Here is a 25,503-nt window from a genome sequence, read left to right on the forward strand (position 1 = left end):
ATAATATCGCCGGGCTATTCGCCCGCTATTGCCCCCGTGGGACGACAATGTAGTTACGCAGCATTAACGATCAAGATTTGTCGGAAAAAGGTGCGCGAGAACATGCGATCGGGCGGGTCGCGCTAGGCTCAGGACTCACTGATCACAGCCAGAAGAGCACGGTGGCCGCCAGTGCGAGCGCGGAGAAGTAGACGGTTGGGCAGCGGTCATATCGCGTTGCCACGCGGCGCCAGTCCTTCAGACGGCCGAACATGATCTCGATGCGGTTGCGCCGTTTGTACCGCCGCTTGTCGTATGTGACGGGCAAGGAGCGGGATTTGCGGCCCGGAATGCACGGTTTGATGCCCTTTTGCTCCAGCGCATCTCTGAACCAGTCAGCGTCATAGCCGCGGTCGGCGAGCATCCATTTGGCCTTGGGCAATTCGTCGAGCAAGGCCGCGGCACCGGTGTAATCGCTGACCTGGCCGGCTGTGATGAAGAAGCTCAAAGGGCGGCCGTTTGCATCAGTCACGGCGTGCAACTTCGTGTTCATGCCGCCCTTGGTCCGTCCGATCAGGCGCCCGAGATCCCCTTTTTTACCCCAAGGCTGGAAGCCGTGCGGTGGGCCTTGAGATAGGTCGCGTCGATCATGACGGTCTGCGGATCGGCCCTCTGGGCGGACAGGCCTTCCATCATCCGAGCGAACACACCCATCACGCCCCACCGTTTCCAGCGGTTATACAATGTCTTGTGCGGCCCGTATTCCCTGGGCGCATCCCGCCACCGCAGGCCGTTCCGGTTGACGAAGATGATGCCGCTCAGGACCCGCCGGTCATCAACCCGGGGCCTGCCGTGGCTCTTGGGAAAATATGGCGACAGACGCGCCATCTGCTCGTCCGTCAGCCAATACAGGTCGCTCATGCTCGGTCTCCCCGCGGAGCCTGAATCACATCGCCATCAGCCAATCAATGGGTCCTGAGCCTAGCCGTACCGATCGCCAACGCCGGATCTCGATCAACCGCATTTTCGAGCCGCTCGATCTCGCGGTGCATCCAAGCGGCGTCGAGCGCGTCAGCGACAGTCCGCGCCCGCATCACCGACCTGCCGCCCAACTCGCCGATGGCCTTTGCAACAAACCGCGGCCGCCCAGCAATCTTCTCGACCTCGACCAGCATCCAGCCTTCGGGCCGCAGCTGGTCGTTGAAGTTGCGAACCATATCCAGCGCTTGATTGCGGTCTGGCCGCACGACCGGGTGGACCATCTCGGCAAGAAAAGCGAGGAAACGGTCAGCCGGCCCGTCGATCAGATCGAAACGCTTGTCCTCGAAAATCCAATCGTCTTCCCAGTCGTTATTGTTCCAGCGGTGCTGCCAGATATCGCCCGCAGCATCCTTGTACCGTGAGTCATGCGACGGCAGTGTCTCTAGATCCCAAAGCCGCTGCAGGAATTCGACATCGTCCAGCGATCCCATCCAAGCGATGTTGTCGACCTTGAGACCGTCAATGATGTTGCGGCGTGCTCGGCGCGAGACGTTCGCAGGCGCCGAACGCCAGTCGGGACGCGCTTGAATGCGCGGCCTGATCGATGCGCTGAACCAGATATCTCCGTCGCGCTCATATACGGCCTTCACCCGCGCCGTAATCTGCTCCTCCAGCGTAGCGCGCTTTGCGCCTAGACGGCCGTAGTGCGCTGGGTCGATCGACAGAAAGAGCGTATAGATCGGCGTCCCGCCGTTCCAATTGTCCCAGCCCGTCTCTGTTGTCTCGCAATCGGCTTCGCGCAGCAATTCGGCTGCTTCGGTCATGCCTTCGGCGGCCAGCATCGCCTCCACCGCCGCCAGATGCGCCTCGTCGTCCTGGCCTTCCACGTCACCACTCCTTCGATCCTCATTTGTTTACACGGAACGAAGATGGAACGAAAGTAACATCGGTGCATGTGGGGTGCGAGGCTGCGGCCTCGTCGGCAGGCTGCGGCCTGGAAGCCTGCGCTGTTGATCTGGTCAGGTTAACCGATGATTATGGGGCATGAGCCCCTCCGCACAGACGTCAATCTTCTATCTCGACGAGAGCGGCAACAGTGGCGATCTCACGCGGTCGGGCCGAGACATGGACTTTGGCGGCCAGGAAATCTTTGTTTTGGCCAGCATCGGCACAGACGATCCCGATGCCCTTGCCCGGGAGCTGGAGCACTTACGCTACCATCACCGCGTCCAAGCGGTAGAGCTGAAATCCTCGGCGCTCAAGAACAAGCCGGCGCTGGTTGGCGACCTGCTTGCTTTCCTGCGGCTGCACGAGCTGCCGCTTCTCTTGGAGGTGGTCGACAAAAGATTCATGATCGCCGCCAACATGATCAACAATCTCGTGCTACCCGCAGTTGGCGCGTGCGACGTCACACCTGAGGCACAATGGTTTCGGAACGAACTTGCCGAGTATTTGCACGCACAGGCGTCGCCGAGCGTGATCGCTGCTTATGTGGCCGCGTGCGATGCGCCCTCGGCAGCGAGCATCGTCCGCGCATTCGACACGCTGCTCGATTGGCTCGATGAGCGGAAAGCTGGCGACGAGCGGGCGGAAGCCATGCGCTTCTTCACTCGTGACAGTCTCAGCGATTTCATGACCGCTGGCCCAGAAACGGAAACGGCTCAGCTCCGCTGCCTTCCGCCACCCGATTTGGGGAAGAAAGGCCAGTCGATCTGGATGTTGCCGAATTTGACTTCGCTCACCAACGTATATGCCCGGATCAATCGTTATCGGCGACGCCGGCTGGCGGACGTCATCATCGTGCATGACGAGCAGGCGCATTTCGATGAAATTTTGGCTGATGCCAAGGCGCTCGCCGAGCGGCTGGCCGCCGAAGGGGCGGCGATGCCAGCGCGTTTCGCCGACTATCATTTCGTCGAACAGGCTACCTTGCGCTTCGCCAGTTCCGGCGCCACTTCGGGTATCCAAGCGGCCGACATCATCGCTGGCTTCCTGATGCGCTATGTAAAGTCGGTACTCCATGGCCTGGCCACGCCCGACCCGGTGGTACAAGACGTCTTCGATGCGCTGATGGATTTCACGGACCCGGCGCAGGGGCTTGGCGTCAATTTTGTTCTGGCCCGCCACGATGTCGTTAGGCTTGGAGTGCGGCCGCTGTGAGCAACTCGGACACCCCGGATAGGGTCTGCAGTTCGATCGTCTGCATTATCGTGACCTCTCACCGAACGCCGCCATTCCGCTACCGGCCAGGAGATGCAAAACCCACTGTGTGAATGAACGGCCGGTTTCGACGACCATGCAAGGCGCTGTTAACGGCGGGTTTGTTGGCGGCACTTGCCAGTCCGCTGGCCGGCTTTGCATTGGTCGCTTCCGACCAGGGTCGGTCGTCTAGGTTTGCTCGATCAACGTCCCGTCTCGACGGAAGCTGCCGCCCGGGCTGATCCAAGAAGACAATCGGCAACGTGCCAGAAACGGCCGGCGGCGGGGTGCGTCACCGCGTGAGGTCTGCGATAGCCGGGACAGCAGCGTCCGTATAACGTCACAGGTGATCGGGCGGTTGTTCGACGACCATGCTTTTGTTACGTTTGCTGCGTCGACTCTTGGTGGCACTTCAGACTCTGCGGCTTCGGGGCGGGTCGAAAATTCCAAATCGGTCCGATCTAGCCAGCCATCGCTCCAAGGGGCGTCGCCGGCGCAGCGTTCGAAGGCGGCAGCGCCAAACCCCGGCTAATCTCGGCCGCGAACGCTTTGGAAACGACCTCTTCGAGTGAGTGGAAAAGAGGATGAGTGACCTTGGTGAAAGCCACGCGCCATCTGGCGCGATGCCCGGCCTGCCTTATGAGCGGCGCCGCGCAAGGGACGAGATCGCGCAGCGCCTGGCCGCGATCGTCGAGTCCTCCGACGACGCCATTCTGGCGAAAGATCTGGATGGAACCATCACGAGCTGGAACAGGGGAGCGGAACGGCTGTTCGGCTATCGCGCCGCCGAGATCGTCGGAAAGTCGGTCATGCTTCTCCTGCCAGATGATCGGCAGGACGACGAGGCACCGATCCTGGCACGGCTGCGCCGAGGCGAGCGCGTCCGTCACTATGAAACGGTCAGGCGCCGCAAGGACGGGAGTCTGATAGACATCTCGCTCAGCGTATCACCGTTGCGCGATGCGAACGGCACGGTTATCGGCGCCTCCACGATCGCGCGCGACATTACGGAGCGCAAGCAAGCCGAGGAGCGGCAACGCTTGTTGCTGCGTGAGATGGACCACCGGATGAAGAACCTGTTCGCGCTTGCAGGCAGCCTCGTCGGCATGAGCGTGCGCGATGCTGCAAGCCCACAGGAACTGGCCTCCATCGTCCAGGAGCGTTTGAGCGCGCTGGCGCGTGCGCACGCTCTCACAATGCCGAAGGACTCCGCTGCCGGCAGTAACGATTCGGTTAGGCTCCACGTATTGCTTCGGACGATTTTGGCACCTTACGAGGGTGCTGGCGGTGGCGATGACCGGCTGCGAATCAACGGCGATGATGTGACGTTACCCGGAAACGCGATGACCACGATCGCACTCATCCTCCACGAACTGGCTACCAATGCCGCGAAATACGGCGCGTTGTCGTCACCATCGGGCACCGTCACCGTCGAATGCGTCGCGAAAAAAGATACGCTTGCTTTGATCTGGGATGAGCGCGGCGGCCCGCGGAGCGATGAGCCGGGGGAAGATGGATTCGGCAGCTTGCTTGGGCGCCTGGCCAGCGGACAGCTTGGCGGCACCATCGAGCGTGAGTGGCGGCCGGAGGGATTGCGTGTCACCCTGACGGTTCTACGTGATCGCCTGAGATGACGCTCTCAAAGCAGCTGGACTTCCCGGTCTAAGACCCGCTTCCACCGTGTAAGCTTACACCGGCTATATGCTCGACGACCTGGCGCGCAGCGCGCGATGGCACGGCCAGGCCGATGCCGACATTACCGCCATTGGGGCCGATGATCGCGCTGTTCACGCCGACCGCTTCGCCACGCATGTTGATCAAGGGGCCGCCCGAGTTCCCCGGGTTGATCGGCGCATCGGTCTGGATGTAGCGAGCGCCGCCGTCGGGCGAGCCGCGCAGCCCGCTGACGATTCCCGCCGTGACGGTCTGCCCCACCTCGAACGGGTTGCCGATGGCGACCACATAGTCACCGACCTGCGTCTTGTCCGAGTCACCCAACGGAAGCTGTTTCAGCCCGCGAGCTGGAATGCGCAGCACGGCGATGTCGGACCGCGGATCGCTGCCGAGAAACTCGGCTTCGACCTGCCGATCACCAATGCCAACGGCAATGGCGCGGGCATTCTCGACGACATGGTGGTTGGTGACAACCAGACCGCGCGCGGCATCGACCACGAACCCGGAGCCCGCCGAGATCCGCGGCGCCAGTGCCTCGTCGGGCACGCCGAGGAAGAAGCGATAATAAGGATCGCGCAGCAGCGGGTTCTGCGCATAGGGCGACGCCTGCAGCACCGCGATGTTTACCACAGCGGGCGCAACACGCTCGACAAGCGGTGCGACCGTCAGCCGATTAAGCGGGACGGCGTCGACGGAAACCTGTGCGCTTTCCGCCCCAATCACCATGTCACGGTCGGACTTGAGCCAAGCCACCCCCACGCCGCCGGCCACACCTGAGGCCAGGCCGATCGCTGCAAGCAGGGCCAGCCAGCCGCGCGGCGGACGCAGGTCCGGTCCAGCTGGGCTCACGGGCGACCATCCTTCAACTCAAGCGGGTCTGCGACGGCTGTGTCGGCGGTTTCGAGGATCTCGCACAGTCGCGACACGGTCGCGGACATGGGGCGCGGCGCCGCCGGAAAATCCAGCGGCTCGCCGCGCGCCCGTGCGACGGCCTCGATCAGATCGGCCCGATCGCCGCCGGCGTCCAATATCTCGACGATAAAGCGGTCCTCCAGCGACCCGGCGATCGCGATCACGTCTTCGCGCGTCATGCCGTCTCTCCTTTCGTTTCCTCCGGCCGCTGGCGCAGCCGCAGCCCGAAGCCGATCAGGACCACACCGGCGATGACAGCATAGATCGCGATCGCCCATGCGACCGACAGGATCGTGGCGGGCGGATTCATATAAAGCGCCACCGGCACCGCAATCCCGAGCAATAGGGAGAGCACGCCCGAAAGCGCGAGCAGCCACTCGCCCTCGATCTCCTTGCGCAGGCGGATCGCGGCGGCGATCTCCAGCACTCCGGTGAGGATGGCCCAGGCGCTCAGCACCGACAGTGTCGCCAGAGCATAGCTGGCTGTCGCCACAAAGGGCATCAGCACGAACAAGACCGCGACCGCGACGCCGATGATGCCGCGCAGGATCAGCGTCCACCAGCGCTCTTCCTTTCGAGTGGCGCCGCGCACGCCAGCGATCGTCGAGAGTAGGCCATCGGCGCCGGCATAGGCGGCGAACACCATGGTGAAGGCGAACAGGGCGCTTACAGGAAACAGGAACGCGACCACGCCTAAGCTCAACGCGAGGACGCCACGAACGACAAACCATCCCCAGTTGTGGTTGAGCAGCGGAACGCCGGTGCGGGCGTCGCTGCCCGCACCGGCATGGGGAACCGTGGCCGATATGCTCGTCATAGCTTGGCCTCCTTCGTCACTCCTCACGCTGCCCGAACAGGCTCAGCAGCAGCTGGAACAGGTTGATAAGATTGAGATAGAGCGACAGCGCGCCCATCACGGCCAACTTGTCCGCCCGCTCGGTTCCAGCATAGGCCAGATACTCGCTCTTCAGGCGCTGGGTGTCCCAAGCGGTGAGCCCCGTAAACACCAGCACGCCGGCGATCGAGAAGACTAGCTGGAGCATCGAGGACCCGATGAACAGGTTGACGAGGCTGGCGATGACCACGCCGATCAACCCGACCATCAGGAAGGTGGACCAACGCGAAAGGTCGACGTTGGTCGTATAGCCCCACAGGCTCATGCCCGCGAACACCGCCGCTGCGCTGAAGAAGGCGAGCGCGATGCTGGTGCCGGTGAAGACGAGGAAGATGCTCGCCATCGACACGCCCATCACAGCTGCGAAGGCATAGAAAGCGGTTCGCGCTTGCGTGGTCGTCATCCGCTCGACGCGGAACGAGAAGAACAGCACGAACGCCAAAGGTGCGAAGATGGCCACCCACTTCAGCGGCGTACCGAAGATCGGCTGGTAAAGCGCGGGCGTGCTCGCGACCAGCAGCGCGACGAGCGCCGTGATACCGAGGCCCAGCGCCATGTTGCGATAGACGCCGAGCATGTGCCGGCGAAGGCCTTCATCATAGATGGCTGCGCCGCCGGCGCGCGCCGGCGAAGGGGGCGGATAGGTGATAGGGTCAAAATGTCTGTTCATGCCTCACTCCATTGATCTTCAAGTCAATGAGGCACTCGGCCGGCTTCACGTTGAAGCTGCGCGATCCTGCACCGAGCGCACTCGATGCGGTCCGACATCGCGGAGGCTTTGCAGCCGCCGCCAGAGGGGCCCGGTCCGCAGGCAAGATCTTGTAACCGCTTCTGTAAATTCAAGAGCACGCGCGGGCAAAAAGTGTGTGCGCAAAAACCTCTTGAAAGCCCTCGATGCCTACCTAGATTTTTGTTGCCGGACGCCGTTCGGGTCCGGTTGGACATAGAGAGCGTCGGCTCTCCGTTTACCGGCGCCTCTCATGCCCAGATCGCTTCATAGGAGGATTTGGAAATGAGAACTAACTTTGATTTCGCGCCCTATCGGCGCTCGACCGTAGGCTTCGATCGCCTGTTCAACCTGCTCGAAGCAGGCGCGCGTGAAGACGATGGCTATCCGCCCTTCGACATCCTGAAGGATGGCGAGGACAGCTATCGCATCACGCTGGCAGTCGCCGGCTTTCGCCCCGAAGACATCGAGGTGGTGGCGCAGCAGAACCAGCTCACCGTCACCGGCAAACGCGCCGAGGATAACGGCAAGGGCGACTATCTGCATCGCGGTATCGCCGCGCGCGCCTTCGAGCGGCGCTTCCAGCTCGCTGACTTCGTGGAAGCCGGCAATGCCAGCTTTGAGAACGGCCTGCTGAGCATCGCGCTCAAGCGTGTCGTCCCCGAGGCGATGAAGCCGCGCCGGATCGAGATCGGCGGCAGCAATGCTGCCCAGGATCAGATCGAGGCGCCCAAGGACAAGGTCCGCGAAGCGGCTTGATCCTTGGTTTAACTGGTTTGCCGGCGCCGCACTCTGCGGGCCGGCAGGCCTTTACCCTTCCAGCCAGAAAAGGAGATGACCATCATGGCTTTTCGTGATCTCATTCCCTGGAGCCGGCAGGAAAACCGGCTCCCTGTCCCGGTCAGTGCCGAGCGCGGCCGCGACAATGATACCCACCCGCTGCTCTCGCTCCATCGCGAGGTGAACCGACTGTTCGACGACGTCTTCCGCGGCTTCGGCGTGCCCGCCTTCGCCGGCCTCGACCGCGCTGCCGGTTGGCCCCATGTGGAGCTCGGCGAGACCGACAAGGAGATCCGCGTCACGGCGGAACTGCCGGGTCTCGACGAGAAGGACGTGGAGATTACCGTCGAAGACGGTGCGCTAACGCTTCGCGGCGAGAAGCGGTCCGAGGTCGAAGACAAGGATCGTGGCTATAGCGAGCGCAGCTACGGCCGCTTTGAACGGCGTATCGGACTGCCCAAGGGGGTCGACCGTGACCAGGCGAACGCGACGTTCAGGAACGGCGTGTTGACGGTCACCCTGCCCAAGACGGAGGCGGCGAACGAAAATGTCCGCCGCATCCCGGTCAATGGCAAGGCGGCGTGACGGTCTGGCCCGGAACCTCGGTTCCGGGCCATTCGCCAACGACAATCACACCGGGCCTGACCCGTCCAGCGCGCTGCCACGCGAGGCCTGTGCCATGATAGAGCCGGTGCTGCCGGCCACTAATCAAGGCGGACGAGGCCGGCGCGAACAGTGGAAGGTTCGCTTCGCGCCTCGCTGGCGGCCAGTGGCGGATCCACTAACCGGATGGACCGGCGGCGGCGATCCGCTCGAGACGATCGAGCTGCGCTTTCCCAACTTGGAGGCGGCGGCGAACTATTGCCAGCGGCAAGGATTGCGTTTCTCAGTCCATGGAGAGGCGCGTCGCCAGCGCCCGCTTCACGCTTACCTGCCCGCGGCGCCCGCTCCAGTGCTGTGCTGCTCGCCGACAGGTCCGCATGCGCGTTGCTGCGGTGCCTATCCGATCGCTGCGGCAGAGCGTGATTGTCATCCAAGGTTCAGCGTGGCCGGTTAGATCTCTCACCCACCAAACCAGCAACGAAAGGACGAATGATGCGAAAATTGCTTCGTACAGCCGTCTTGGCCGGCGCGGCGGCAATCGCCACCGCGGGGACGGCTATCGCGGCCGCAAACCACAACCGGGTCATGACTATCGACTTGCCCGACGGCTCGCTTGCCCGGATCGAGTACCAGGGCGATGTGGCGCCCAAGGTCACCGTTGAGCCGGCGATGAGGTTCGCGCCGGTGCGATTTGCCGATCCGGCGATAACCGCGCCGTTCGCGCTGTTCGACCGGATCGCCGCCGACATGGATCGGCAGATGGATGCGATGTTCCGCCAGGCGCGGATGCTCGAAGCGGCGGCGGCCAGAGGCGCAACGCCCGACCGGGCCGCCTTCGGCACCCTGCCGGCAGGAACCGTGAGCTATCGCTTCGTCTCTACCAGCACCGGAAACGGTACTTGCAGCCGCAGCATCCAGGTAACGTCGCTCGGCGCGGACCAGCAGCCAAAGGTCGTTTCGAGTAGTTCCGGTGACTGCGGCGCACCGTCACGCGGGCCGGTTCAAGCCGTTGCCGATCATGGCAAGCTGGCATCACCAGCGAAGACCATTTGAGCGATGGCCCGGGAGAAGCAATTTCTCCCGGGCCTTTCACGATTCACCCGCGCTGCCGATGGGATGCCCGATCCAGCGCGGCGAGGACCCGGTCGATCACGCCGGCGCTGCTCGCCGCCTTGGGAAGCTCGCGGCGCGCGAAGTGCTGCAGCCGGTCGACGTCGCGCTGCGGCAGGCGGAGCTCGATCGGCATTGCTCCGAGACGATCGGGCGCGATCCGCTGCGCGGCCTTGCCTGAGCGCAGAAAATGATCGAGCAGCCGCTTGCGATCGGCAAAGCTCCAGCCCAGCGCCTCCAGTTCCTCGGGCGGCACCGACAGGAGCGCGAGCGCGAACTCCATGATGTCGTCGAATGGCAAGGCAATGCGGACGCGGCGGCCGCCGCGTTCGCGCCACTTTCGCAGCGGCCCCCTCGTCATTGCATCCTGATCACGCCATCGACGGCGCGCCACTCGGTCGGACGAACGAGCTGGTCGTGCGCGATTTGCACCGAGTGGAGCGCCGCCTCGATCTCGCGCCGCCAATGATCGAGGAAGTCGAACAGCACCGGGAAATCGGGCGCAAGATCATACTCCTGCCAAACGTACAGCTGCAGTAGTGAAGGGGCGTCCGGCCGGTAGTAGTGCACTTCGGCGGTGGTTAGCCCATATCCCTGCAGCTGAGCGAGGAAAGCGCGATCCCTCATTGAAGCCGACTACCCGAATCCCTGCCTTCGTCGAGCGAGCGCATGGCGGCGAGCACTTCATCGATCGGTACGGCGCGTTTTGCGCCCGGGGGTTTGCGAAGCGCCGGCTTGTCTCGCACGGCAGATCGATCCGATGCCCAGGATGCGAGGATGGCACGCTTCACTTCGGGTTCCAAATCCGGATGCCGCGCAACATCAAAGGGGTGAAGAAAACGTGCGTAGGGCTGCGACATGGCCAAAACTCCTTTCCTTGTGTCGCTCCTTTCGTTGATGCGGGACAGACCCGCACCGGAGAATTTTGGTTCCGTTCCGAGTCTCGTCAAGAGGCAAGTTGGACCCGATTGGCACTCCAACGCCAAGAGTGCCAAAAAATTTCATTCCGCCTCTTGAACGGAAAAATCGGTTTTCCTAGCTCAGCGAAACCTGTCGTTCGGATGAACGGCAGGGTCTGTCACATCATGTTTTGCATCTGGAGCTTTTGCCATGCATTTCCGCCCCTTGCACGACCGTGTGGTCGTCCGTCGCATCGACGCCGAGGAGAAGACCTCGGGCGGCATCATCATCCCTGACACCGCCAAGGAAAAACCGCAGGAAGGCGAGGTTGTCGCCGTCGGGCCGGGCGCCCGCGACGACAAGGGCACGCTCGTCGAACTGTCAGTGAAGGCCGGTGATCGGATCCTGTTCGGCAAATGGTCGGGCACCGAGGTCAAGATCGATGGCGAGGATCTGCTCATCATGAAGGAGAGCGATATCCTTGGCGTGATCGACAACGTCGTGCCGCTCAAGCAGGCGGCCTGATCGACCGCCCTCATCCCTCGAACATTCAGGAAGGACATAGAAAGGAGTAGCAGCGATGGCTGCAAAGGAAGTCAAATTTGCATCGGACGCGCGTGACCGCATGCTGCGCGGCGTCGATACGCTCGCGAACGCGGTCAAGGCGACGCTTGGCCCCAAGGGCCGCAACGTCGTCATCGAGAAGAGCTTCGGCGCCCCCCGCATCACCAAGGACGGCGTCACCGTCGCCAAGGAAATCGAACTTGCCGACAAGTTCGAGAATATGGGCGCGCAGATGCTGCGCGAGGTCGCAAGCAAGCAGAACGATAAGGCCGGCGACGGCACCACCACAGCGACCGTGCTCGCCCAGGCGATCGTGCGCGAAGGCTCGAAGGCCGTCGCTGCGGGCATGAACCCGATGGACATCAAGCGCGGCATCGATCTGGCGGTGACCACCGTCGTCGCCGACCTCGAAGCCCATGCCAGGAAGGTGAGCGCCAATAGCGAGATCGCGCAGGTCGCGACAATCTCGGCCAATGGCGACGAGGAAGTGGGCCGAATCCTTGCCGAGGCAATGGAGAAGGTCGGCAATGAGGGCGTGATCACGGTCGAGGAGGCCAAGAGCCTCGCGACCGAGCTCGAGACCGTCGAGGGTATGCAGTTCGACCGCGGCTACCTCTCGCCGTACTTCATCACCAATGCCGAGAAGCTCAAGGTGGAACTGGATGATCCGTACATCCTGATCCACGAGAAGAAGCTGTCGAACCTGCAGGCCCTCGTGCCGCTGCTCGAGAAGGTCGTCCAATCGGGCCGCCCGCTGCTGATCATCGCCGAGGATGTGGAGGGCGAGGCCCTGGCGACCTTGGTCGTCAACAAGCTGCGCGGCGGCCTCAAGATCGCGGCGGTCAAGGCGCCGGGCTTCGGCGATCGCCGCAAGGCGATGCTCGAGGATATCGCCGTCCTCACCGGTGGCAATGTCGTCAGTGAGGAGCTCGGCACCAAGCTCGAGAACGTGACGATCGGCATGCTCGGCCGCGCCAAGAAAGTCACGATCGACAAGGACAACACCACGATCATCGACGGCGTCGGTACCAAGGCCGACATCGACGGCCGCGTCGCGCAGATCCGCCAGCAGATCGAGACGACCACCAGCGATTATGACCGCGAGAAGCTGCAGGAACGGCTCGCCAAGCTTGCCGGCGGTGTCGCGGTGATCCGCGTCGGCGGTGCGACCGAAGTCGAGGTCAAGGAGAAGAAAGACCGGGTCGACGATGCGCTGCATGCCACCCGCGCCGCGGTCGAAGAGGGCATCCTGCCCGGCGGCGGCGTGTCGTTGCTGCGCGCGCTCAAGGCCTTGGATGGCCTCAAGGCCGCGAATGACGACCAGCAGTCGGGCATCGACATCGTCCGCCGGGCGCTACGCGCCCCCGCCCGACAGATCGCCGAGAACGCCGGCGAGGACGGCGCCTGGATCGTCGGCAAGCTGCTCGAGAGCGACGACTACAACTGGGGCTTCAACGCAGCGTCCGGCGAGTACCAGGATCTCGTCCAGGCCGGTGTGATCGACCCGGCCAAGGTCGTGCGTACCGCGCTGCAGGACGCGGCCTCTGTCGCCTCGCTCCTCATCACTACCGAGGCCCTCGTCGCCGAAGTGCCGAAAGAGGAAAAGGCCGCGCCGATGCCGGCGATGGACTACTGACGTGAGACGGGGAGCCCGATACTCGGGCTCCCCGGAGCTTAAGAGCTTAAGAGCGACAAGTCCCTTTCTATTATTCTTCGATGCCGGTCAGGCAACTGCTGGATGTCGGCTCCTGGCAACAGCTGTCGGTCGACTTATTGCTGTGGGACGGCGGCTCTGTCCCAGACCAAGTCTTTCATCCTTCTCAAATGCGTGATGAACGAAAGGCAGGAATCGATCACGGCAATCTGAAACTCGAATGTCTGGAATGTTGGCGGGTACAGAAGCTATAGAGGCGCATACGCCATTGCCTGTATTTCTGCGCCACGCTTTTCGCCCCGGCGCTTGGGGCTTGATTCATTAGCCAGCGCCCACCGATCTAAGCGTGATGTCCGCGACAAAAATCCTTTGGGGTCAGGTCATCACGGTCTTCCTGATCGTGCTAGCCGGCATATGGGCCGCGACGCAGTGGACGGCCGCGGCGCTCGCCTATCAGCCTGAGCTTGGGGCGCCTTGGTTCATGCTTGGCGATTGGCCTGTCTATCCGCCGCCGGCCTTCTTCTGGTGGTGGTTCTCGTTCGAAGCCTATGCGCCCGAGATATTCCAGACCGGCGCGTTCATCGCCGTGTCGGGCGGATTCGCCGCGATCGTCGTCGCCATCGGCATGTCGGTATGGCGCGCACGCGAGCTGAAGAACGCCGAGACCTACGGCTCGGCGCGCTGGGCAACGCGCAGTGAGGCGAGCGCCGCCGGGCTGCTTGGACCGAACGGCGTCATGCTGGGGCGGCTCGGGCGCGACTATCTGCGGCATGACGGCCCCGAGCATGTGCTGTGCTTCGCGCCCACACGGTCGGGCAAGGGTGTTGGCCTCGTCGTGCCCACGCTGCTGACCTGGCCCGGCTCAGCGATCGTTCATGACATCAAGGGCGAGAATTGGCAGCTCACGGCCGGCTTTCGCGCCCTGCACGCGCGAGTGCTGCTGTTCGATCCGACCAACGCCGCTTCAGCCGCCTACAATCCCCTGCTCGAAATCCGCAAGGGCGCCTGGGAAGTGCGCGACGTGCAGAATGTCGCCGACGTGCTGGTCGATCCCGAAGGCAGCCTAGAAAAGCGCAACCATTGGGAGAAGACGAGCCACGCCCTTCTGGTCGGCGCGATCCTCCATGTCCTTTATGCCGGCGAGAACAAGACGCTCGCGGGTGTCGCCGCCTTCCTGTCCGATCCGCGCCAGCCTATAGAGTCCACGCTGCGCGCCATGATGACCACGCCGCATCTTGGCGAGGCCGGCGTCCATCCCGTCGTTGCCAGCGCGGCCCGCGAGCTGCTCAACAAATCGGCCAATGAGCGGTCGGGCGTCCTGAGCACCGCCATGTCGTTCCTCGGCCTCTATCGCGATCCCGTCGTCGCGCAGGTCACGCGCACCTGCAAGTGGCGCATAGCGGATCTCGTCGAGGGCGAGCGGCCGGTGACGCTTTATCTCGTCGTGCCACCATCCGACATCTCGCGCACCAAGCCGCTCATTCGCCTCATCCTCAACCAGATCGGGCGCCGCTTGACCGAGGACTTGAAGGCGCGGCAGTCGCGCCATCGCCTCCTGTTGATGCTGGACGAGTTTCCCGCGCTGGGGCGGCTGGACTTCTTCGAGAGCGCGCTGGCGTTCATGGCCGGCTACGGCATCCAGAGCTTCCTGATCGCGCAATCGCTCAACCAGATCGAAAAGGCATATGGGCCGAACAACGCGATCCTCGACAACTGCCATGTCAGGGTGAGCTTCGCCACCAATGACGAGCGCACCGCCAAGCGCATATCGGACGCGCTCGGCACTGCGACCGAGATGCGAGCGATGAAGAACTACGCCGGGCATCGCCTCTCACCCTGGCTCGGGCATTTGATGGTGTCGCGCTCCGAAACCGCCCGCCAGCTCCTCACCCCCGGCGAGATCATGCAGCTCCCGCCCGACGACGAGATCGTCATGGTCGCTGGCATCCCGCCGATCCGAGCGAAGAAAGTCCGGTATTTCAAGGATCGGCGGTTCACGCAGCGCGTGCTGTCGCCGCCGGATAGGAATGTCGGGGAAGGCCCGCCGCGCCCGAACGACTGGAGCGGCTTGCCACCGATCGAGGCTCCGCCGATGCCCCAACCGATCGAGCATGATGCGCCGAAAAAGCCGAAGAAGAAAAAGGCCGCCAAGAAGGCTAGTGCGGCGGACGATGCCGCGAACGCGGACCTGCGCCGCGAACCGGAGATGGAACGTCATATCGACATCGCGCCGGCGCCCATGCCCGTTTCCGCCAATGAGTTTGAGCTGGACGAGCCCGAACCCGATGTCGACGCGGCACGGCAAGCGACGGCGCGCCGTCAGACGCAGCGGCTGGCCCGGCAGGCGTCCCTCGATCCCGACGACGGCATCGAGCTATGACCACCAAGTCACCTTTGTCCGTCTATCTCGAACAGGACCTCAAGGACGCGCTTGAAGCCTATGCGGATAGGCGCGGCCAGTCGCGGTCGCTGATCGCCGAGGCTGCCATTGCGTCCTTCTTGTCGCCCGATGCAGACGAACAGCGCGAAGCGGCCATCTCCAAGCGCCTCGACCGGCTGGACCGGCGTATGATCCGGTTGGAGCGCGATGTGGGGATCGGTGTCGAGATGATCGCAATGTTCGTCCGATTCTGGCTATCGAACACCCCGCCGCCACCCGAAGCGGAACGGGGCGCCATGCGCCGACAGGGCGGTGATCGCTACGATGCCTTCATCGACGCGCTTGGCCGTCGACTCGCGAAAGGTCCGAAGGTCAGGCAGGAAATCAGCGAGGACTTTCCTGCCCGGGAAGAGTGAGCGAACTACGCTGCTCCCTGTCGTTCTTCGCCAGCCTACGACAGCCGAATCTATCTGTTGAACTCTGATCCTTTTTGTCTCTCTTGATGTGTCCCTGACGCCGGGCGGCGGTTCGCCCGGTCCAATTCAGGGGCCTCTTCTTGATCATCCATCCGATCCGTTCCGAGGCGAAGGCACGCGGCGCGCGGATGCTGCGCACGGCGCTCGGCCCGTCGATCGCCGCCTGGCTCGACGATGCCGCTGTCATCGAGGTGATGCTGAACCCGGACGGGCGGCTGTGGGTCGATCGGCTCGGCGAAGGCATCAGCGACACCGGCATGACGCTGAGCGCCGCCGATGGCGAGCGCATCGTCCGCCTGGTCGCGCATCACGTCGGCGTCGAGGTCCATGCCCGGTCCCCGCGCGTCTCGGCCGAGCTGCCGGAAGGGGGCGAGCGGTTCGAGGGGTTGCTGCCGCCCGTCGTCGCCGCGCCGGCCTTCGCAATCCGTAAGCCCGCCGTCGCGGTGTTCACGCTCGACGACTATGCGGCCGCCGGGATCATGTCGGCGGCCGAGGCGGCGGCGCTGCGCGATGGCGTGCAGACACGCGCCAACATCCTCGTCGCGGGCGGGACCGGCAGCGGCAAGACCACGCTGGTCAACGCGCTGCTCGCCGAGGTGGCGAAGACCACCGACCGCATCGTCCTGATCGAAGACACGCGCGAGCTGCAATGCGCCGCGCCCAACCTCGTCGCCATGCGGACCAAGGATGGCGTCGTCTCGCTGTCCGATCTCGTCCGATCCTCGCTGCGGCTCCGCCCCGACCGCATTCCCATCGGCGAGGTGCGCGGCGCCGAGGCGCTCGACCTTCTCAAAGCCTGGGGCACCGGCCACCCCGGCGGCATCGGCACCATTCACGCCGGGACCGCGCTCGGCGCGCTGCGCCGCATGGAGCAGCTCATCCAGGAGGCCGTCGTCACGGTCCCGCGCGCGCTGCTGGCCGAGACCATCGACCTGATCGCCGTGCTGGTCCGCGACGGGCACGGGCGCCGGCTGATCGAGCTGGCCCGCGTCGACGGACTCGACCCCGCGACCGGCGACTACCGCCTCGCACCGCTCACCACCCCCCACCCCGGAGACCTGCCATGATCCATGCCCTTCGGCATGGCGCGCGTCGCGCCATGCTCACCGCCACCGCCAGCGTGATCGCGCTAACCTTCGCCGTTCCGGCCCACGCTGGCGGCTCGTCTATGCCGTGGGAAGCCCCGCTGCAAAGCATCCTCGAAAGCATCGAGGGGCCGGTGGCGAAAATCATCGCCGTCATCATCATCATTATCACCGGCCTCACGCTCGCCTTCGGCGACACGTCGGGAGGCTTTCGCCGCCTCATCCAGATCGTGTTCGGCCTGTCCATCGCCTTCGCCGCGTCGAGCTTCTTCCTGTCGTTCTTCTCGTTCGGCGGCGGGGCGCTGATCGCATGACGGGCGCGGCCGATCCCGTCGAGCCGATCGCCGGCTTCTATGCTCCGGTCCATCGGGCGCTGACCGAGCCGATCCTGCTCGGCGGCGCCCCGCGCGCGCTCGCCATCGTCAACGGCACGCTGGCAGGCGCGATCGGCCTCGGCCTGCGCCTCTGGATCGCCGGCCTCGCCATCTGGGCCATCGGCCACGCGCTCTCGGTATGGGCCGCGCGCCGCGATCCGCAGTTCGTGGACGTGGCTCGCCGGCACCTCCGCTATCCGGCGTGGATGCGGCCATGATGAGCCTGCGCGAATACCGGAATCGCGCCGCCCACCTGGCCGACTTCCTGCCTTGGGCCGCGCTGGTCGGCGAAGGCGTCGTTCTCAACAAGGACGGCAGCTTTCAGAGGACCGCCCGTTTCCGCGGTCCCGATCTCGACAGCGCCACGCCGGCCGAGCTGGTCGCGACGAGTGCACGGTTGAACAGCGCGCTCCGCCGGCTCGGTTCGGGCTGGGCAATTTTCGTCGAGGCGCAGCGCACACCCGCGCTCGACTATCCCGAGTCCGCGTTCCCCGATCCGGTGTCGACGCTGGTGGATATGGAGCGCCGCGAACAATTCCGCGAGGAAGGTGCCCACTTCGAGAGCGCCTACTACCTGACGCTGCTGTGGATGCCTCCAGCCGAGGAAGCCGCGCGTGCCGAAGGCTGGCTCTACGAGGGCCGCTCGACAACCGGCGTAGATCCGTGGGAGCTGCTCAAAGGTTTCACCGATCGCAGCGATCGCGTGCTGGGACTGGTCGAGGGCTTCGTCCCCGAGGTCCGTTGGCTCGATGATGCCGAGACGCTGACCTATCTGCACAGCACGGTCTCGACGCGGCGCCAGCGCGTCCGCGTGCCGGAAACCCCGATGCACCTCGACGCGCTTCTCGCCGATGAACCGCTGACCGGCGGGCTCGAACCGAAGCTCGGCGACCATCACCTCCGCACGCTGACGATCACGGGTTTCCCGAGCGTCACGTTCCCCGGCCTGCTCGACGAGCTGAACCGGCTCGCCTTCGAGTATCGCTGGTCGACCCGTGCGATCATGCTCGACAAGACCGACGCGACCAAGCTGCTGACCAAGATCAGGCGGCAATGGTTCGCCAAGCGCAAATCGGTCGCCGCGATCCTCAAGGAAGTGATGACCAACGAGGCATCGACGCTGCTCGACAGCGACGCCTCGAACAAGGCTGCCGACGCGGACACCGCCCTGCAGGAGTTGGGCGCCGACTATGCCGGCATGGCCTATGTCACCGCCAGCGTGACGGTGTGGGACCGCGATCCGGCCATTGCCGCCGAAAAGCTGCGACTGGTGGAGAAGGTCATCCAGGGCCGCGATTTCACCGTCATTCCCGAGGGCATGAACGCGATCGAGACATGGCTGGGGAGCCTGCCCGGCCACACCTACGCCAATGTCCGCCACCCCCCGATCTCCACCATCAATCTCGCCCACCTGATCCCCCTGTCAGCGGTGTGGGCGGGGCCGGAACGGGACGAGCACTTCGGCGCTCCCTCCTTGCTTTACGGCAAGACCGAAGGCTCGACCCCGTTCCGGTTTTCCCTTCACGTCGGCGATGTCGGCCACACCTTGATCGTCGGGCCGACCGGCGCGGGCAAGTCGGTGCTGCTCGCGCTGATGGCCATGCAGTTCCGGCGCTATGCCGGCGCACAGGTTTTCGCCTTCGACTTCGGTGGCAGCATCCGCGCCGCCGCGATCGGCATGGGCGGCGACTGGCAGGATCTCGGCGGCATGTTGGCCGACGAGGCAGAAACCGGCGTCCAGCTACAGCCGCTCGCCCATATCGACGATACCGCCGAACGAGCCTGGGCGGCGGAATGGCTGGCTGCGATCCTCGCGTCCGAAGGCGTCGCGGTCGATCCGCAGGCCAAGGAGCATATCTGGTCGGCGCTCGGCTCGCTCGCCAGCGCGCCGCCTTCCGAACGCACACTGACCGGCCTGGTGGTGCTGTTGCAGAGCCAGCAGCTCAAGCAGGCTATTGCCCCTTACTGCCTCGGCGGACCGTGGGGCCGCCTGCTCGACGCCGAGGCCGAACGGCTCGGCGAATCGTCGGTGCAAGCGTTCGAGACGGAGGGATTGGTCGGCGCCGGTTCGGCGGCCGCGGTCCTGTCCTATCTGTTCCACCGAATCGAAGGCCGGCTGGACGGCTCGCCCACGCTCATCATCATCGACGAAGGCTGGCTGGTCCTCGACAGCCCGGATTTCGCAACCCAGCTCCGCGAATGGCTCAAAACCTTGCGGAAGAAGAACGCCAGTGTCGTGTTCGCGACGCAGAGCCTAGCCGACATCGAGACCAGCTGCATCGCGCCGGCCATCATCGAAAGCTGCCCGACGCGCATCTTCCTGCCGAACGAGCGCGCTGCCGAACCGCAGATCGCGGCCATCTATGAGCGCTTCGGCCTGAACGCCCGGCAGATCGAAATCCTCAGCCGGGCAACGCCCAAGCGCGATTATTACTGCCAGTCGCGGCGCGGCAACCGGCTGTTCGAGCTGGGGCTGGGCGAGGTCGCGCTCGCCTTCACCGCCGCCTCGGCCAAGGCCGACCAGCTCCGCATCGCCGAGATCATCGAAGCCTACGGGCAATCCGCGTTCGCCGCCGAATGGCTGCGGCATCGCGGCTGCGCCTGGGCGGTCGAGCTTCTTCCCGAACCCCAACCCGATCCGCTGGCCGGCCGCCGGGAAGATACCGGCCAGCTTCCCCTTGCCTTGAAGGACATCGAACCATGAAGCCCTCCATTCTACGCCGCGCCGTGCTGGCCGGCGCTATCGCCACGTCGAGCATGATCGGCATCACTGCCGCGACGCCGGCTCACGCTCAGTTCGGCGGGATCGTCTATGATCCGACCAACTATGCGCAGAACGTGCTGACCGCCGCCCGGTCGCTCCAGCAGATAAATAACCAGATTCAGCAAATCCAGAACCAGGCGACCAGCCTCATCAACGAGGCGCGCAACCTCGCTACGCTGCCGTTCAGCTCGCTTCAGCAGTTGCAGCAGCAGGTGCAGCGCACCCAGCAGCTTCTCGGCGAGGCGCAGCGCATCGCCTACGACGTGCAGAGCGTCCAGCAGGTTTTCGACGGCCGCTACAAGGGCGCGGCGCTCACCGGCACCCACGCGCAGATGGTCGCCAACGCCAATGCGCGCTGGGAGGATAGCGTCGGCGCGTTCGAGGACGCGCTACGCGTTCAGGCCGGCGTTGTCGGCAACATCGACGGCGCGCGCACGACAATGGACGGCCTGGTTTCGTCCAGCCAGTCGGCGACCGGTGCGCTTCAGGCTGCCCAGGCGGGCAATCAGCTTCTCGCGCTGCAATCGCAGCAGCTTGCGGACCTGACCGCCGCCGTTGCGGCACAGGGGCGGGCGCAGGCGCTGCAATCCGCTCGCCAAGCCGCCGAGGAAGCCGAAGGCCGCGAGCGGTTCCGCCGCTTCATGGGCAACTGAGACGCCCGATGTCGCGCACGGCGAAGATCGCAGGGGTAGCGGCGCTGGCCGGGTTGATGATGACGGTGGCGATTGTCGCCGCCGTTCAGCCCGATGAGCCTGCACCCGCGCCTCCGCTCCTCCTGCCGGTGGACGAAGGCCAAGCTAGGGTCGCTCGCGAGCTGGACCGCTGCGCCACGCTTACCATGCCGGATAGCGGCTGCGAGGCGGCCTGGGCCGCCAATCGCCGCCGCTTCTTCCGCCAGGAAGAGTCCGCGCCCGAGACGGAGCGCGGCAGCGACATGGCGCCGGATGAAGGCGCCACACCATGAACGACACCGGCGTCATCGACACCTTCCTCAATGTCTTCACCAGCTACATTGACAGCGGGTTCGGGCTGCTCGGCGGCGAGGTTGCATTTCTCTCGACCACGCTGATCGCCATCGACGTAACGCTGGCTGGCTTGTTCTGGGCCTGGGGGGCGGATGAGGATGTGCTTCAGCGCCTCGTCAAGAAGACGCTCTATATCGGCACCTTCGCCTTCATCATCGGCAACTTCTCAGGTCTGGCCACCATCGTTTTCGAGAGCTTCGCCGGCCTGGGCCTCCAGGCCAGCGGCGGCGCGATGTCGATCGCTGATTTCATGAAGCCCGGCACGATCGCTGCGACCGGGCTTCAGGCCGGCAAGCCGCTGCTCGATGCGGCGGGGCAATTCTCCAGCCTTTGGGCCTTCTTCGCCAACGCCGCGCTGATCCTCGTGCTGCTGATCGCTTGGCTGATCGTCGTGCTCGCATTCTTCATCATCGCCGTGCAGGTCTTCATCACCCTTATCGAGTTCAAGCTGGTGACTCTGGCCGGGTTCGTCCTGCTGCCCTTCGCCTTCTTCAACAAGACCGCCTTCATGGCCGAGAAGGTGCTGGGCCATGTCGTCTCGACCGGCATCAAGGTGCTGGTGCTCGCGGTCATTACCGGCATCGGCACGACGCTGTTCAGCCAGTTCACCACCGCCGGCCTTGGCGCCGAACCCGACATCAATCAGGTCATGGCGATTGCGCTGGCCGCGCTGTCGCTGCTGGGCCTCGCGATCTTCGGTCCCGGCATTGCCAATGGCATCGTCTCGGGTGGCCCGCAGCTTGGCGCCGGTGCGGCGGCCGGGACCGCGCTCGCAGCGGGTGGCGCTTTGATCGGCGGCGCGGCCGCAGCTCGGCATGGCGTGGGGGCGGCCGGCAGGATGACCGGAGCCGCCGCGCGTGGCGGCGCTCAAATGGCGGGCGGCGCGACCAGCGCCTACAGCCTCGGTTCGTTCGGCAAGAGCGGCCCCGGCGCTGTCGCGGGCGGCGTGGCCGCGGTCGGTCAGGCGGCGGCGGGGAGCGCGGCGAACGCTGTCCTCTCGCCGCTGCGTAAGGCGGCCGCCAAGGGCGGCGAGGCGATGAAGTCCAACTTCCGCTTGGGCGCACGCGCCGGGTTTACAGCCACCGGCGGTACGATCACCGGCGGACCCGCGCCCGCCACCCCGGCCGCCGCGACCGTTGGCGCTGCCGTATCGGCCGGCTCGTCCGCCCAACCTGGTTGGGCGGCTGCGATGAAGCGCCGCCAGTCAATGACCCACGGCGCCACCGTTCTCGCGCACACGATGAAGGCCGGCGACAGCCACGGCGGCGGCGCCGGTCCCGACATCAAAGAGAAGGACTGACCCTCCATGTTCCAACGTCCCACCATCCGCTATGGCCAGACCCCCGAACCCACGACGCCCTATCAGCGAGCCGCCCAGGTGTGGGACGACCGCATCGGCGCCGCGCGCGTCCAGGCGAAGAACTGGCGGCTCGCCTTCTTCGGCGCGCTCACCCTGTCCAGTGGCCTCTCCGCCGGACTCGTCTGGCAGTCCGCGCGCGGGCATATCGTGCCCTGGGTGGTTCAGGTCGATCGGCTGGGCGAGGCCCAGGCCGTCGCGCCGGCCGAAACCGGCTATCGTCCGACCGATCCGCAGATCGCGTTCCACCTCGCCCGCTTCATCGAGCAGGTCCGCGCGATCCCGGCCGATCCGGTGATCGTCCGTCAGAACTGGCTCCGGGCCTACGACTTCACCACCGACAAGGGCGCGCTGGCGCTCAACGACTACGCGCGCGCCAATGACCCGTTCGCCAATGTCGGCCGGGTGCAGGTCGCGGTGGACGTGTCGAGCGTCATCCGGGCCTCGCCCGACAGCTTCCGGGTGGCCTGGACCGAGCGCCGCTATCAGGACGGCAACCTCACCGCCACCGAACGCTGGTCGGCCATTCTCACCATCGTCGTGCAACCGCCGCGCACGCCCGATGCGCTGCGCAAGAACCCGCTCGGCGTCTTCGTCAACGCCCTCAACTGGTCAAAGGAGCTGTCGCAATGACGCTTTTCCATCGCTCCGCTTCGGCGGTCCTGCTTGTCTCCGCAACCGCGCTCGCCGGCTGCGCCACCACATCGGCGAAGCCGCCCGCCATCGCTTACGACGATCCACCGGCGGGGATCGCAACGACACTCGCGCCGGAACCCCCGCGCGCCGTCGAAGTGGTGACGATCCCCGAACCGCTGCCGCTCCCCGGCCAATTGAAGCCGGTCGCGGACAGCGCGCCGCCTTCCGAGCCTGCCGATCCGCGCCGCCGTGTCGGCGCGGCCAATGCCGCTGCGCGTATGCAGCCCGTCCGAGACGGCTTCCTCAACGCGATCCAGCAATATCCCTGGACGCAGGGCGCGCTCTATCAGGTCTATACCGCCCCCGGCCAGGTGACAGACATCGCCTTGCAGAAGGGCGAGCAGCTTGTCGGGCCGGGGCCGGTCGCGGCCGGCGATACCGTGCGCTGGATCATCGGCGACACGGTGAGCGGCAGCGGTCCCGCGGCGCGCGTGCATATCCTCGTGAAGCCGACGCGACCGGACATCGCGACCAACCTTGTCATCAATACCGATCGCCGCACCTATCATCTGGAGCTGCGCGCGACGGCTTCGACCTACATGGCGTCGGTTTCGTGGACCTACCCGCATGACGCGCTGATCGCCTTGCAGGGACGCAACGCGGCGGCGGCATCGGCCGCGCCGGTGGCGAGCGGCGTGGACGTGTCCGCGCTCAATTTCCGTTACCGGATCGAGGGCGACCGCGTTCCGTGGAAGCCGGTTCGCGCCTTCGACGATTCCGCCCAGGTCTTCATCGAGTTTCCGGGCGGGATCGCGCAGGGCGAGATGCCGCCGTTGTTCGTGACCGGCGCGGCCGGCGGTGCCGAACTGGTCAATTTTCGCGTGCAGGGCCGCTACATGGTGGTCGATCGCCTGTTCGCCGCCGCCGAGCTCCGCTTGGGCGACCGACGCAGCGAGCAGCGCGTCCGCATCGTGCGCGACGACGGACGGGAGCGGCGGCCGTGAACGATCCCATCGATAGTGCTCCGCCCGAACCGCTGGCGCCGCGTTCCGATCCCCAAGCCTTTCAGCTTCGCCGCGATCCCCCGCGCGTCATGCGTCTTTCGCGCAAAGCGCTGGCCATGATGGGCATCGCCGCCGGTCTCGGGATCGGCGGCTCGCTGATCTATGCGCTCAGGCCGGCAGGCGAGAAGGAAGCGAAGGAACTCTACAGCACCGACAGCCGCGCCACGTCCGAGACCATCACCTCTGGACCAAGGGACTATGCCGAGGCGCCGAAGCTCGGGCCGCCGCTCCCCGGCGACCTCGGCGGTCCCATCGTCTCCGCCCAGCGGCGCGGCGAGAATGTCCCGGTGCCTCCGGTCGGTGCGCAGCCCGATGCGCGTGCCCAGGCCGCGGAAGCCGCCCGCCAGCGCGCGCAGCAAGAGCGCGACGCGGCGCGCATGAGCGGCGTGTTCCTCGGCGGGAACGCTGGCAATATCGGAACGGCGCCAGCGTCTTCGCTGGTCCTGCCAGAGCAAGCCGCGCCGCAACCGCAGCCGGCGAGCGCCGCTCAGAACGATCAGGCCGCCAAGCAGGCCTTCATGGCGCAGGCGTCGAACCAGCGCACTGTGAGCGTCCAGCGCCTGACCCCGCCCACGTCGCCCAACATCGTTCAGGCCGGCAGCATCATCCCGGCCGCGCTCATCACCGGCATCCGGTCGGACCTTCCCGGCCAGATCACGGCGCAGGTGACGCAGAATGTCTATGACAGCCCCACGGGTCGTATCCTTCTCATCCCGCAGGGCGCGCGGCTGATCGGCGAGTATGATAGCGAGATCGCCGCCGGGCAGACCCGCGTGCTGCTGGCTTGGGACCGGCTCATCATGCCGGATGGCCGCTCGATCGTTCTCGAGCGTCAGCCTGGCGCGGACGGAGCCGGCTTTGCGGGCCTACAGGATCGAGTGAACCAGCATTGGGGCAATCTGTTCAAGGCGGCGGCCATCTCGACATTGCTCGGCATGGGCGCCGAGCTGGGCGCCGACAGCGAGGACGATCTAACCCGCGCGCTGCGGCGTGGATCGCAGGACACCATCAATCAGACCGGCCAGCAGATCGTACGTCGACAACTCAATGTGCAGCCGACGCTCACCATCCGGCCGGGGCACCCCTTGCGCGTGATCATTACACGCGATCTGGTGCTCGAACCCATCGGAGCGATGCGATGACGAAACTGAAGCTCGGGCCGCTGGCCGACGACCGTCCGGTCAAACTCTCCGTGGAGCTGCCCGCGCCGGTTCACCGTGATCTCGTCGCCTACGCTGCGGCGCTCGCCGCCGAGACCGGGGCAGCCCCGGTCCTGCCCGAGAAACTGATAGCGCCCATGCTCACCCGGTTCATGGAAACCGACCGGGCCTTCCGCCGACGCCGCGCGCAGGAGACGTGAAGGC

At 65.2% G+C, this 25,503-nt stretch carries 30 protein-coding genes; 21 read left to right on the top strand and 9 right to left on the bottom strand.

Translation table 11 applies throughout. The features are described 5' to 3' along the window. Positions 1-142: 142 nt before the first annotated feature. Both ATN00_RS22765 and ATN00_RS04465 read right to left on the bottom strand, forming a co-directional pair. Positions 143-900 (bottom strand): IS5 family transposase gene (locus tag ATN00_RS22765; protein ID WP_156415217.1). Its coding sequence is split into 2 segments (ribosomal slippage): positions 143-567 and positions 567-900, totalling 759 coding nucleotides; the frame shifts between segments, so codons are not numbered across the junction. 44 nt (positions 901-944) lie between these two features. After that, the gene (locus ATN00_RS04465) at positions 945-1,847 is read right to left on the bottom strand and encodes an AbiJ-related protein (RefSeq protein ID WP_231746379.1); all 903 of its coding nucleotides are present in this window, start codon (positions 1,845-1,847) and stop codon (positions 945-947) included. A 157-nt stretch (positions 1,848-2,004) separates the two neighbouring features. Here ATN00_RS04465 and ATN00_RS04470 point away from each other — a divergent pair, with 157 nt between their 5' ends. Both ATN00_RS04470 and ATN00_RS04475 read left to right on the top strand, forming a co-directional pair. Then, entirely contained in the window at positions 2,005-3,120 is a 1,116-nt protein-coding gene (locus ATN00_RS04470) for a DUF3800 domain-containing protein (protein ID WP_062062630.1), read from the top strand. 623 nt (positions 3,121-3,743) lie between these two features. Continuing rightward, on the top strand, positions 3,744-4,793 hold the full coding sequence (locus ATN00_RS04475; RefSeq protein WP_082635061.1) for a PAS domain S-box protein: 1,050 nt from the start codon (positions 3,744-3,746) through the stop codon (positions 4,791-4,793). A gap of 28 nt (positions 4,794-4,821) precedes the next feature. Here the strand turns inward: ATN00_RS04475 and ATN00_RS04480 are convergent, their stop codons facing one another. The 4 genes from ATN00_RS04480 to ATN00_RS04495 are packed head-to-tail and all read right to left on the bottom strand — an operon-like array spanning position 4,822 to position 7,217. Beyond that, the gene (locus ATN00_RS04480) at positions 4,822-5,682 is read right to left on the bottom strand and encodes a trypsin-like peptidase domain-containing protein (RefSeq protein WP_231746361.1); all 861 of its coding nucleotides are present in this window, start codon (positions 5,680-5,682) and stop codon (positions 4,822-4,824) included. After that, complete coding sequence (locus ATN00_RS04485) at positions 5,679-5,924, bottom strand: hypothetical protein (RefSeq protein ID WP_062061368.1); 246 nt, start codon at positions 5,922-5,924, stop codon at positions 5,679-5,681. Before ATN00_RS04485 ends, ATN00_RS04480 begins: the two co-directional genes overlap by 4 nt. Continuing rightward, on the bottom strand, positions 5,921-6,562 hold the full coding sequence (locus ATN00_RS04490; RefSeq protein ID WP_062061365.1) for an HdeD family acid-resistance protein: 642 nt from the start codon (positions 6,560-6,562) through the stop codon (positions 5,921-5,923). The genes ATN00_RS04485 and ATN00_RS04490 overlap by 4 nt, the downstream gene beginning before the upstream one ends. 16 nt (positions 6,563-6,578) lie before the next feature. Next, the gene (locus ATN00_RS04495; protein WP_156415324.1) at positions 6,579-7,217 is read right to left on the bottom strand and encodes a Bax inhibitor-1/YccA family protein; all 639 of its coding nucleotides are present in this window, start codon (positions 7,215-7,217) and stop codon (positions 6,579-6,581) included. A gap of 435 nt (positions 7,218-7,652) precedes the next feature. Here ATN00_RS04495 and ATN00_RS04500 point away from each other — a divergent pair, with 435 nt between their 5' ends. From ATN00_RS04500 to ATN00_RS04515, 4 genes are all read left to right on the top strand, one after another. Next, on the top strand, positions 7,653-8,126 hold the full coding sequence (locus tag ATN00_RS04500; RefSeq protein ID WP_062061360.1) for an Hsp20 family protein: 474 nt from the start codon (positions 7,653-7,655) through the stop codon (positions 8,124-8,126). A gap of 84 nt (positions 8,127-8,210) precedes the next feature. Then, positions 8,211-8,732, top strand: a complete 522-nt coding sequence (locus tag ATN00_RS04505) for an Hsp20/alpha crystallin family protein (protein WP_062068276.1) — start codon at positions 8,211-8,213, stop codon at positions 8,730-8,732. Positions 8,733-8,826: 94 nt separating this feature from the next. After that, entirely contained in the window at positions 8,827-9,204 is a 378-nt protein-coding gene (locus tag ATN00_RS04510; RefSeq protein ID WP_231746454.1) for an NADH dehydrogenase ubiquinone Fe-S protein 4, read from the top strand. A 35-nt stretch (positions 9,205-9,239) separates the two neighbouring features. Next, positions 9,240-9,803 carry a hypothetical protein gene (locus tag ATN00_RS04515; RefSeq protein WP_062062632.1) on the top strand — a complete coding sequence of 188 codons (564 nt, stop codon included), beginning with the start codon at positions 9,240-9,242 and terminating at the stop codon, positions 9,801-9,803. A 43-nt stretch (positions 9,804-9,846) separates the two neighbouring features. Here ATN00_RS04515 and ATN00_RS04520 read toward each other — a convergent pair whose 3' ends face one another. From ATN00_RS04520 to ATN00_RS04530, 3 genes are read right to left on the bottom strand one after another with little or no spacing between them, the layout of a single operon-like run. Further along, on the bottom strand, positions 9,847-10,221 hold the full coding sequence (locus ATN00_RS04520) for a hypothetical protein (protein ID WP_062061351.1): 375 nt from the start codon (positions 10,219-10,221) through the stop codon (positions 9,847-9,849). Further along, complete coding sequence (locus ATN00_RS04525) at positions 10,218-10,487, bottom strand: usg protein (protein ID WP_062061348.1); 270 nt, start codon at positions 10,485-10,487, stop codon at positions 10,218-10,220. The genes ATN00_RS04520 and ATN00_RS04525 overlap by 4 nt, the downstream gene beginning before the upstream one ends. Continuing rightward, positions 10,484-10,720 (bottom strand): hypothetical protein, encoded by a 237-nt coding sequence (locus ATN00_RS04530; RefSeq protein WP_062061345.1) that lies wholly within the window; start codon positions 10,718-10,720, stop codon positions 10,484-10,486. The genes ATN00_RS04525 and ATN00_RS04530 overlap by 4 nt, the downstream gene beginning before the upstream one ends. Before the next feature lie 250 nt (positions 10,721-10,970). Here ATN00_RS04530 and groES point away from each other — a divergent pair, with 250 nt between their 5' ends. The 15 genes from groES (at position 10,971) to ATN00_RS04605 (ending at position 25,499) form a co-directional block, all read left to right on the top strand. Beyond that, the gene (groES, locus tag ATN00_RS04535; protein WP_062061342.1) at positions 10,971-11,285 is read left to right on the top strand and encodes a co-chaperone GroES; all 315 of its coding nucleotides are present in this window, start codon (positions 10,971-10,973) and stop codon (positions 11,283-11,285) included. Between the two features lie 55 nt (positions 11,286-11,340). Then, positions 11,341-12,960: a chaperonin GroEL gene (gene groL / locus ATN00_RS04540; protein ID WP_062061339.1), complete on the top strand. Its 1,620-nt coding sequence runs from the start codon at positions 11,341-11,343 to the stop codon at positions 12,958-12,960. A 367-nt stretch (positions 12,961-13,327) separates the two neighbouring features. Continuing rightward, positions 13,328-15,358 carry a conjugal transfer protein TraG gene (locus ATN00_RS04545; protein WP_062062635.1) on the top strand — a complete coding sequence of 677 codons (2,031 nt, stop codon included), beginning with the start codon at positions 13,328-13,330 and terminating at the stop codon, positions 15,356-15,358. Then, positions 15,355-15,774: a CopG family ribbon-helix-helix protein gene (locus tag ATN00_RS04550; protein WP_062062637.1), complete on the top strand. Its 420-nt coding sequence runs from the start codon at positions 15,355-15,357 to the stop codon at positions 15,772-15,774. The genes ATN00_RS04545 and ATN00_RS04550 overlap by 4 nt, the downstream gene beginning before the upstream one ends. 140 nt (positions 15,775-15,914) lie before the next feature. Further along, a complete protein-coding gene (gene trbB, locus ATN00_RS04555) occupies positions 15,915-16,901 on the top strand; it encodes a P-type conjugative transfer ATPase TrbB (protein ID WP_062062641.1) in 987 nt (328 codons plus the stop codon). Further along, positions 16,898-17,233, top strand: a complete 336-nt coding sequence (locus tag ATN00_RS04560; protein ID WP_062062644.1) for a TrbC/VirB2 family type IV secretion system protein — start codon at positions 16,898-16,900, stop codon at positions 17,231-17,233. Before trbB ends, ATN00_RS04560 begins: the two co-directional genes overlap by 4 nt. Further along, entirely contained in the window at positions 17,230-17,511 is a 282-nt protein-coding gene (locus ATN00_RS04565) for a VirB3 family type IV secretion system protein (protein ID WP_010127353.1), read from the top strand. Before ATN00_RS04560 ends, ATN00_RS04565 begins: the two co-directional genes overlap by 4 nt. Further along, positions 17,508-19,997, top strand: a complete 2,490-nt coding sequence (trbE, locus tag ATN00_RS04570) for a conjugal transfer protein TrbE (protein ID WP_062062647.1) — start codon at positions 17,508-17,510, stop codon at positions 19,995-19,997. Before ATN00_RS04565 ends, trbE begins: the two co-directional genes overlap by 4 nt. Next, positions 19,994-20,710, top strand: a complete 717-nt coding sequence (gene trbJ, locus ATN00_RS04575) for a P-type conjugative transfer protein TrbJ (RefSeq protein ID WP_062062650.1) — start codon at positions 19,994-19,996, stop codon at positions 20,708-20,710. Before trbE ends, trbJ begins: the two co-directional genes overlap by 4 nt. A gap of 8 nt (positions 20,711-20,718) precedes the next feature. Beyond that, positions 20,719-21,021 (top strand): putative entry exclusion protein TrbK-alt, encoded by a 303-nt coding sequence (trbK-alt, locus tag ATN00_RS04580; RefSeq protein ID WP_062062653.1) that lies wholly within the window; start codon positions 20,719-20,721, stop codon positions 21,019-21,021. Beyond that, positions 21,018-22,382 (top strand): P-type conjugative transfer protein TrbL, encoded by a 1,365-nt coding sequence (trbL, locus tag ATN00_RS04585; protein ID WP_062062656.1) that lies wholly within the window; start codon positions 21,018-21,020, stop codon positions 22,380-22,382. Before trbK-alt ends, trbL begins: the two co-directional genes overlap by 4 nt. Positions 22,383-22,388: 6 nt before the next feature. Continuing rightward, positions 22,389-23,072, top strand: a complete 684-nt coding sequence (trbF, locus tag ATN00_RS04590) for a conjugal transfer protein TrbF (RefSeq protein ID WP_062062660.1) — start codon at positions 22,389-22,391, stop codon at positions 23,070-23,072. Beyond that, on the top strand, positions 23,069-24,079 hold the full coding sequence (trbG, locus tag ATN00_RS04595; protein WP_062062663.1) for a P-type conjugative transfer protein TrbG: 1,011 nt from the start codon (positions 23,069-23,071) through the stop codon (positions 24,077-24,079). The genes trbF and trbG overlap by 4 nt, the downstream gene beginning before the upstream one ends. After that, on the top strand, positions 24,076-25,281 hold the full coding sequence (locus tag ATN00_RS04600; protein ID WP_062062666.1) for a TraB/TrbI/VirB10 family type IV secretion system protein: 1,206 nt from the start codon (positions 24,076-24,078) through the stop codon (positions 25,279-25,281). The genes trbG and ATN00_RS04600 overlap by 4 nt, the downstream gene beginning before the upstream one ends. Further along, positions 25,278-25,499 carry a DUF2274 domain-containing protein gene (locus tag ATN00_RS04605; protein WP_020817596.1) on the top strand — a complete coding sequence of 74 codons (222 nt, stop codon included), beginning with the start codon at positions 25,278-25,280 and terminating at the stop codon, positions 25,497-25,499. The genes ATN00_RS04600 and ATN00_RS04605 overlap by 4 nt, the downstream gene beginning before the upstream one ends. Positions 25,500-25,503: the final 4 nt, after the last annotated feature.

Origin of the sequence: Sphingobium baderi, from assembly GCF_001456115.1 — a bacterium.
Taxonomy (GTDB): Bacteria; Pseudomonadota; Alphaproteobacteria; order Sphingomonadales; family Sphingomonadaceae; genus Sphingobium; species Sphingobium baderi_A.

Coding starts and splice junctions, on each gene's coding strand:
- ATN00_RS04565 (WP_010127353.1), top strand. CDS start 17,230: ATGACGGGCGCGGCCGATCCCGTCGAGCCGATCGCCGGCTTCTATGCT.
- ATN00_RS04505 (WP_062068276.1), top strand. CDS start 8,211: ATGGCTTTTCGTGATCTCATTCCCTGGAGCCGGCAGGAAAACCGGCTC.
- trbE (WP_062062647.1), top strand. CDS start 17,508: ATGATGAGCCTGCGCGAATACCGGAATCGCGCCGCCCACCTGGCCGAC.
- trbL (WP_062062656.1), top strand. CDS start 21,018: ATGAACGACACCGGCGTCATCGACACCTTCCTCAATGTCTTCACCAGC.
- ATN00_RS04560 (WP_062062644.1), top strand. CDS start 16,898: ATGATCCATGCCCTTCGGCATGGCGCGCGTCGCGCCATGCTCACCGCC.
- ATN00_RS04485 (WP_062061368.1), bottom strand. CDS start 5,924: ATGACGCGCGAAGACGTGATCGCGATCGCCGGGTCGCTGGAGGACCGC.
- trbG (WP_062062663.1), top strand. CDS start 23,069: ATGACGCTTTTCCATCGCTCCGCTTCGGCGGTCCTGCTTGTCTCCGCA.
- ATN00_RS04490 (WP_062061365.1), bottom strand. CDS start 6,562: ATGACGAGCATATCGGCCACGGTTCCCCATGCCGGTGCGGGCAGCGAC.
- ATN00_RS04470 (WP_062062630.1), top strand. CDS start 2,005: ATGAGCCCCTCCGCACAGACGTCAATCTTCTATCTCGACGAGAGCGGC.
- groL (WP_062061339.1), top strand. CDS start 11,341: ATGGCTGCAAAGGAAGTCAAATTTGCATCGGACGCGCGTGACCGCATG.
- ATN00_RS04530 (WP_062061345.1), bottom strand. CDS start 10,720: ATGTCGCAGCCCTACGCACGTTTTCTTCACCCCTTTGATGTTGCGCGG.
- ATN00_RS04515 (WP_062062632.1), top strand. CDS start 9,240: ATGATGCGAAAATTGCTTCGTACAGCCGTCTTGGCCGGCGCGGCGGCA.
- ATN00_RS04520 (WP_062061351.1), bottom strand. CDS start 10,221: ATGACGAGGGGGCCGCTGCGAAAGTGGCGCGAACGCGGCGGCCGCCGC.
- ATN00_RS04475 (WP_082635061.1), top strand. CDS start 3,744: ATGAGTGACCTTGGTGAAAGCCACGCGCCATCTGGCGCGATGCCCGGC.
- ATN00_RS04545 (WP_062062635.1), top strand. CDS start 13,328: ATGTCCGCGACAAAAATCCTTTGGGGTCAGGTCATCACGGTCTTCCTG.
- ATN00_RS04495 (WP_156415324.1), bottom strand. CDS start 7,217: ATGCTCGGCGTCTATCGCAACATGGCGCTGGGCCTCGGTATCACGGCG.
- ATN00_RS04550 (WP_062062637.1), top strand. CDS start 15,355: ATGACCACCAAGTCACCTTTGTCCGTCTATCTCGAACAGGACCTCAAG.
- trbJ (WP_062062650.1), top strand. CDS start 19,994: ATGAAGCCCTCCATTCTACGCCGCGCCGTGCTGGCCGGCGCTATCGCC.
- trbF (WP_062062660.1), top strand. CDS start 22,389: ATGTTCCAACGTCCCACCATCCGCTATGGCCAGACCCCCGAACCCACG.
- groES (WP_062061342.1), top strand. CDS start 10,971: ATGCATTTCCGCCCCTTGCACGACCGTGTGGTCGTCCGTCGCATCGAC.
- ATN00_RS04605 (WP_020817596.1), top strand. CDS start 25,278: ATGACGAAACTGAAGCTCGGGCCGCTGGCCGACGACCGTCCGGTCAAA.
- trbK-alt (WP_062062653.1), top strand. CDS start 20,719: ATGTCGCGCACGGCGAAGATCGCAGGGGTAGCGGCGCTGGCCGGGTTG.
- ATN00_RS04500 (WP_062061360.1), top strand. CDS start 7,653: ATGAGAACTAACTTTGATTTCGCGCCCTATCGGCGCTCGACCGTAGGC.
- ATN00_RS04525 (WP_062061348.1), bottom strand. CDS start 10,487: ATGAGGGATCGCGCTTTCCTCGCTCAGCTGCAGGGATATGGGCTAACC.
- ATN00_RS04510 (WP_231746454.1), top strand. CDS start 8,827: ATGATAGAGCCGGTGCTGCCGGCCACTAATCAAGGCGGACGAGGCCGG.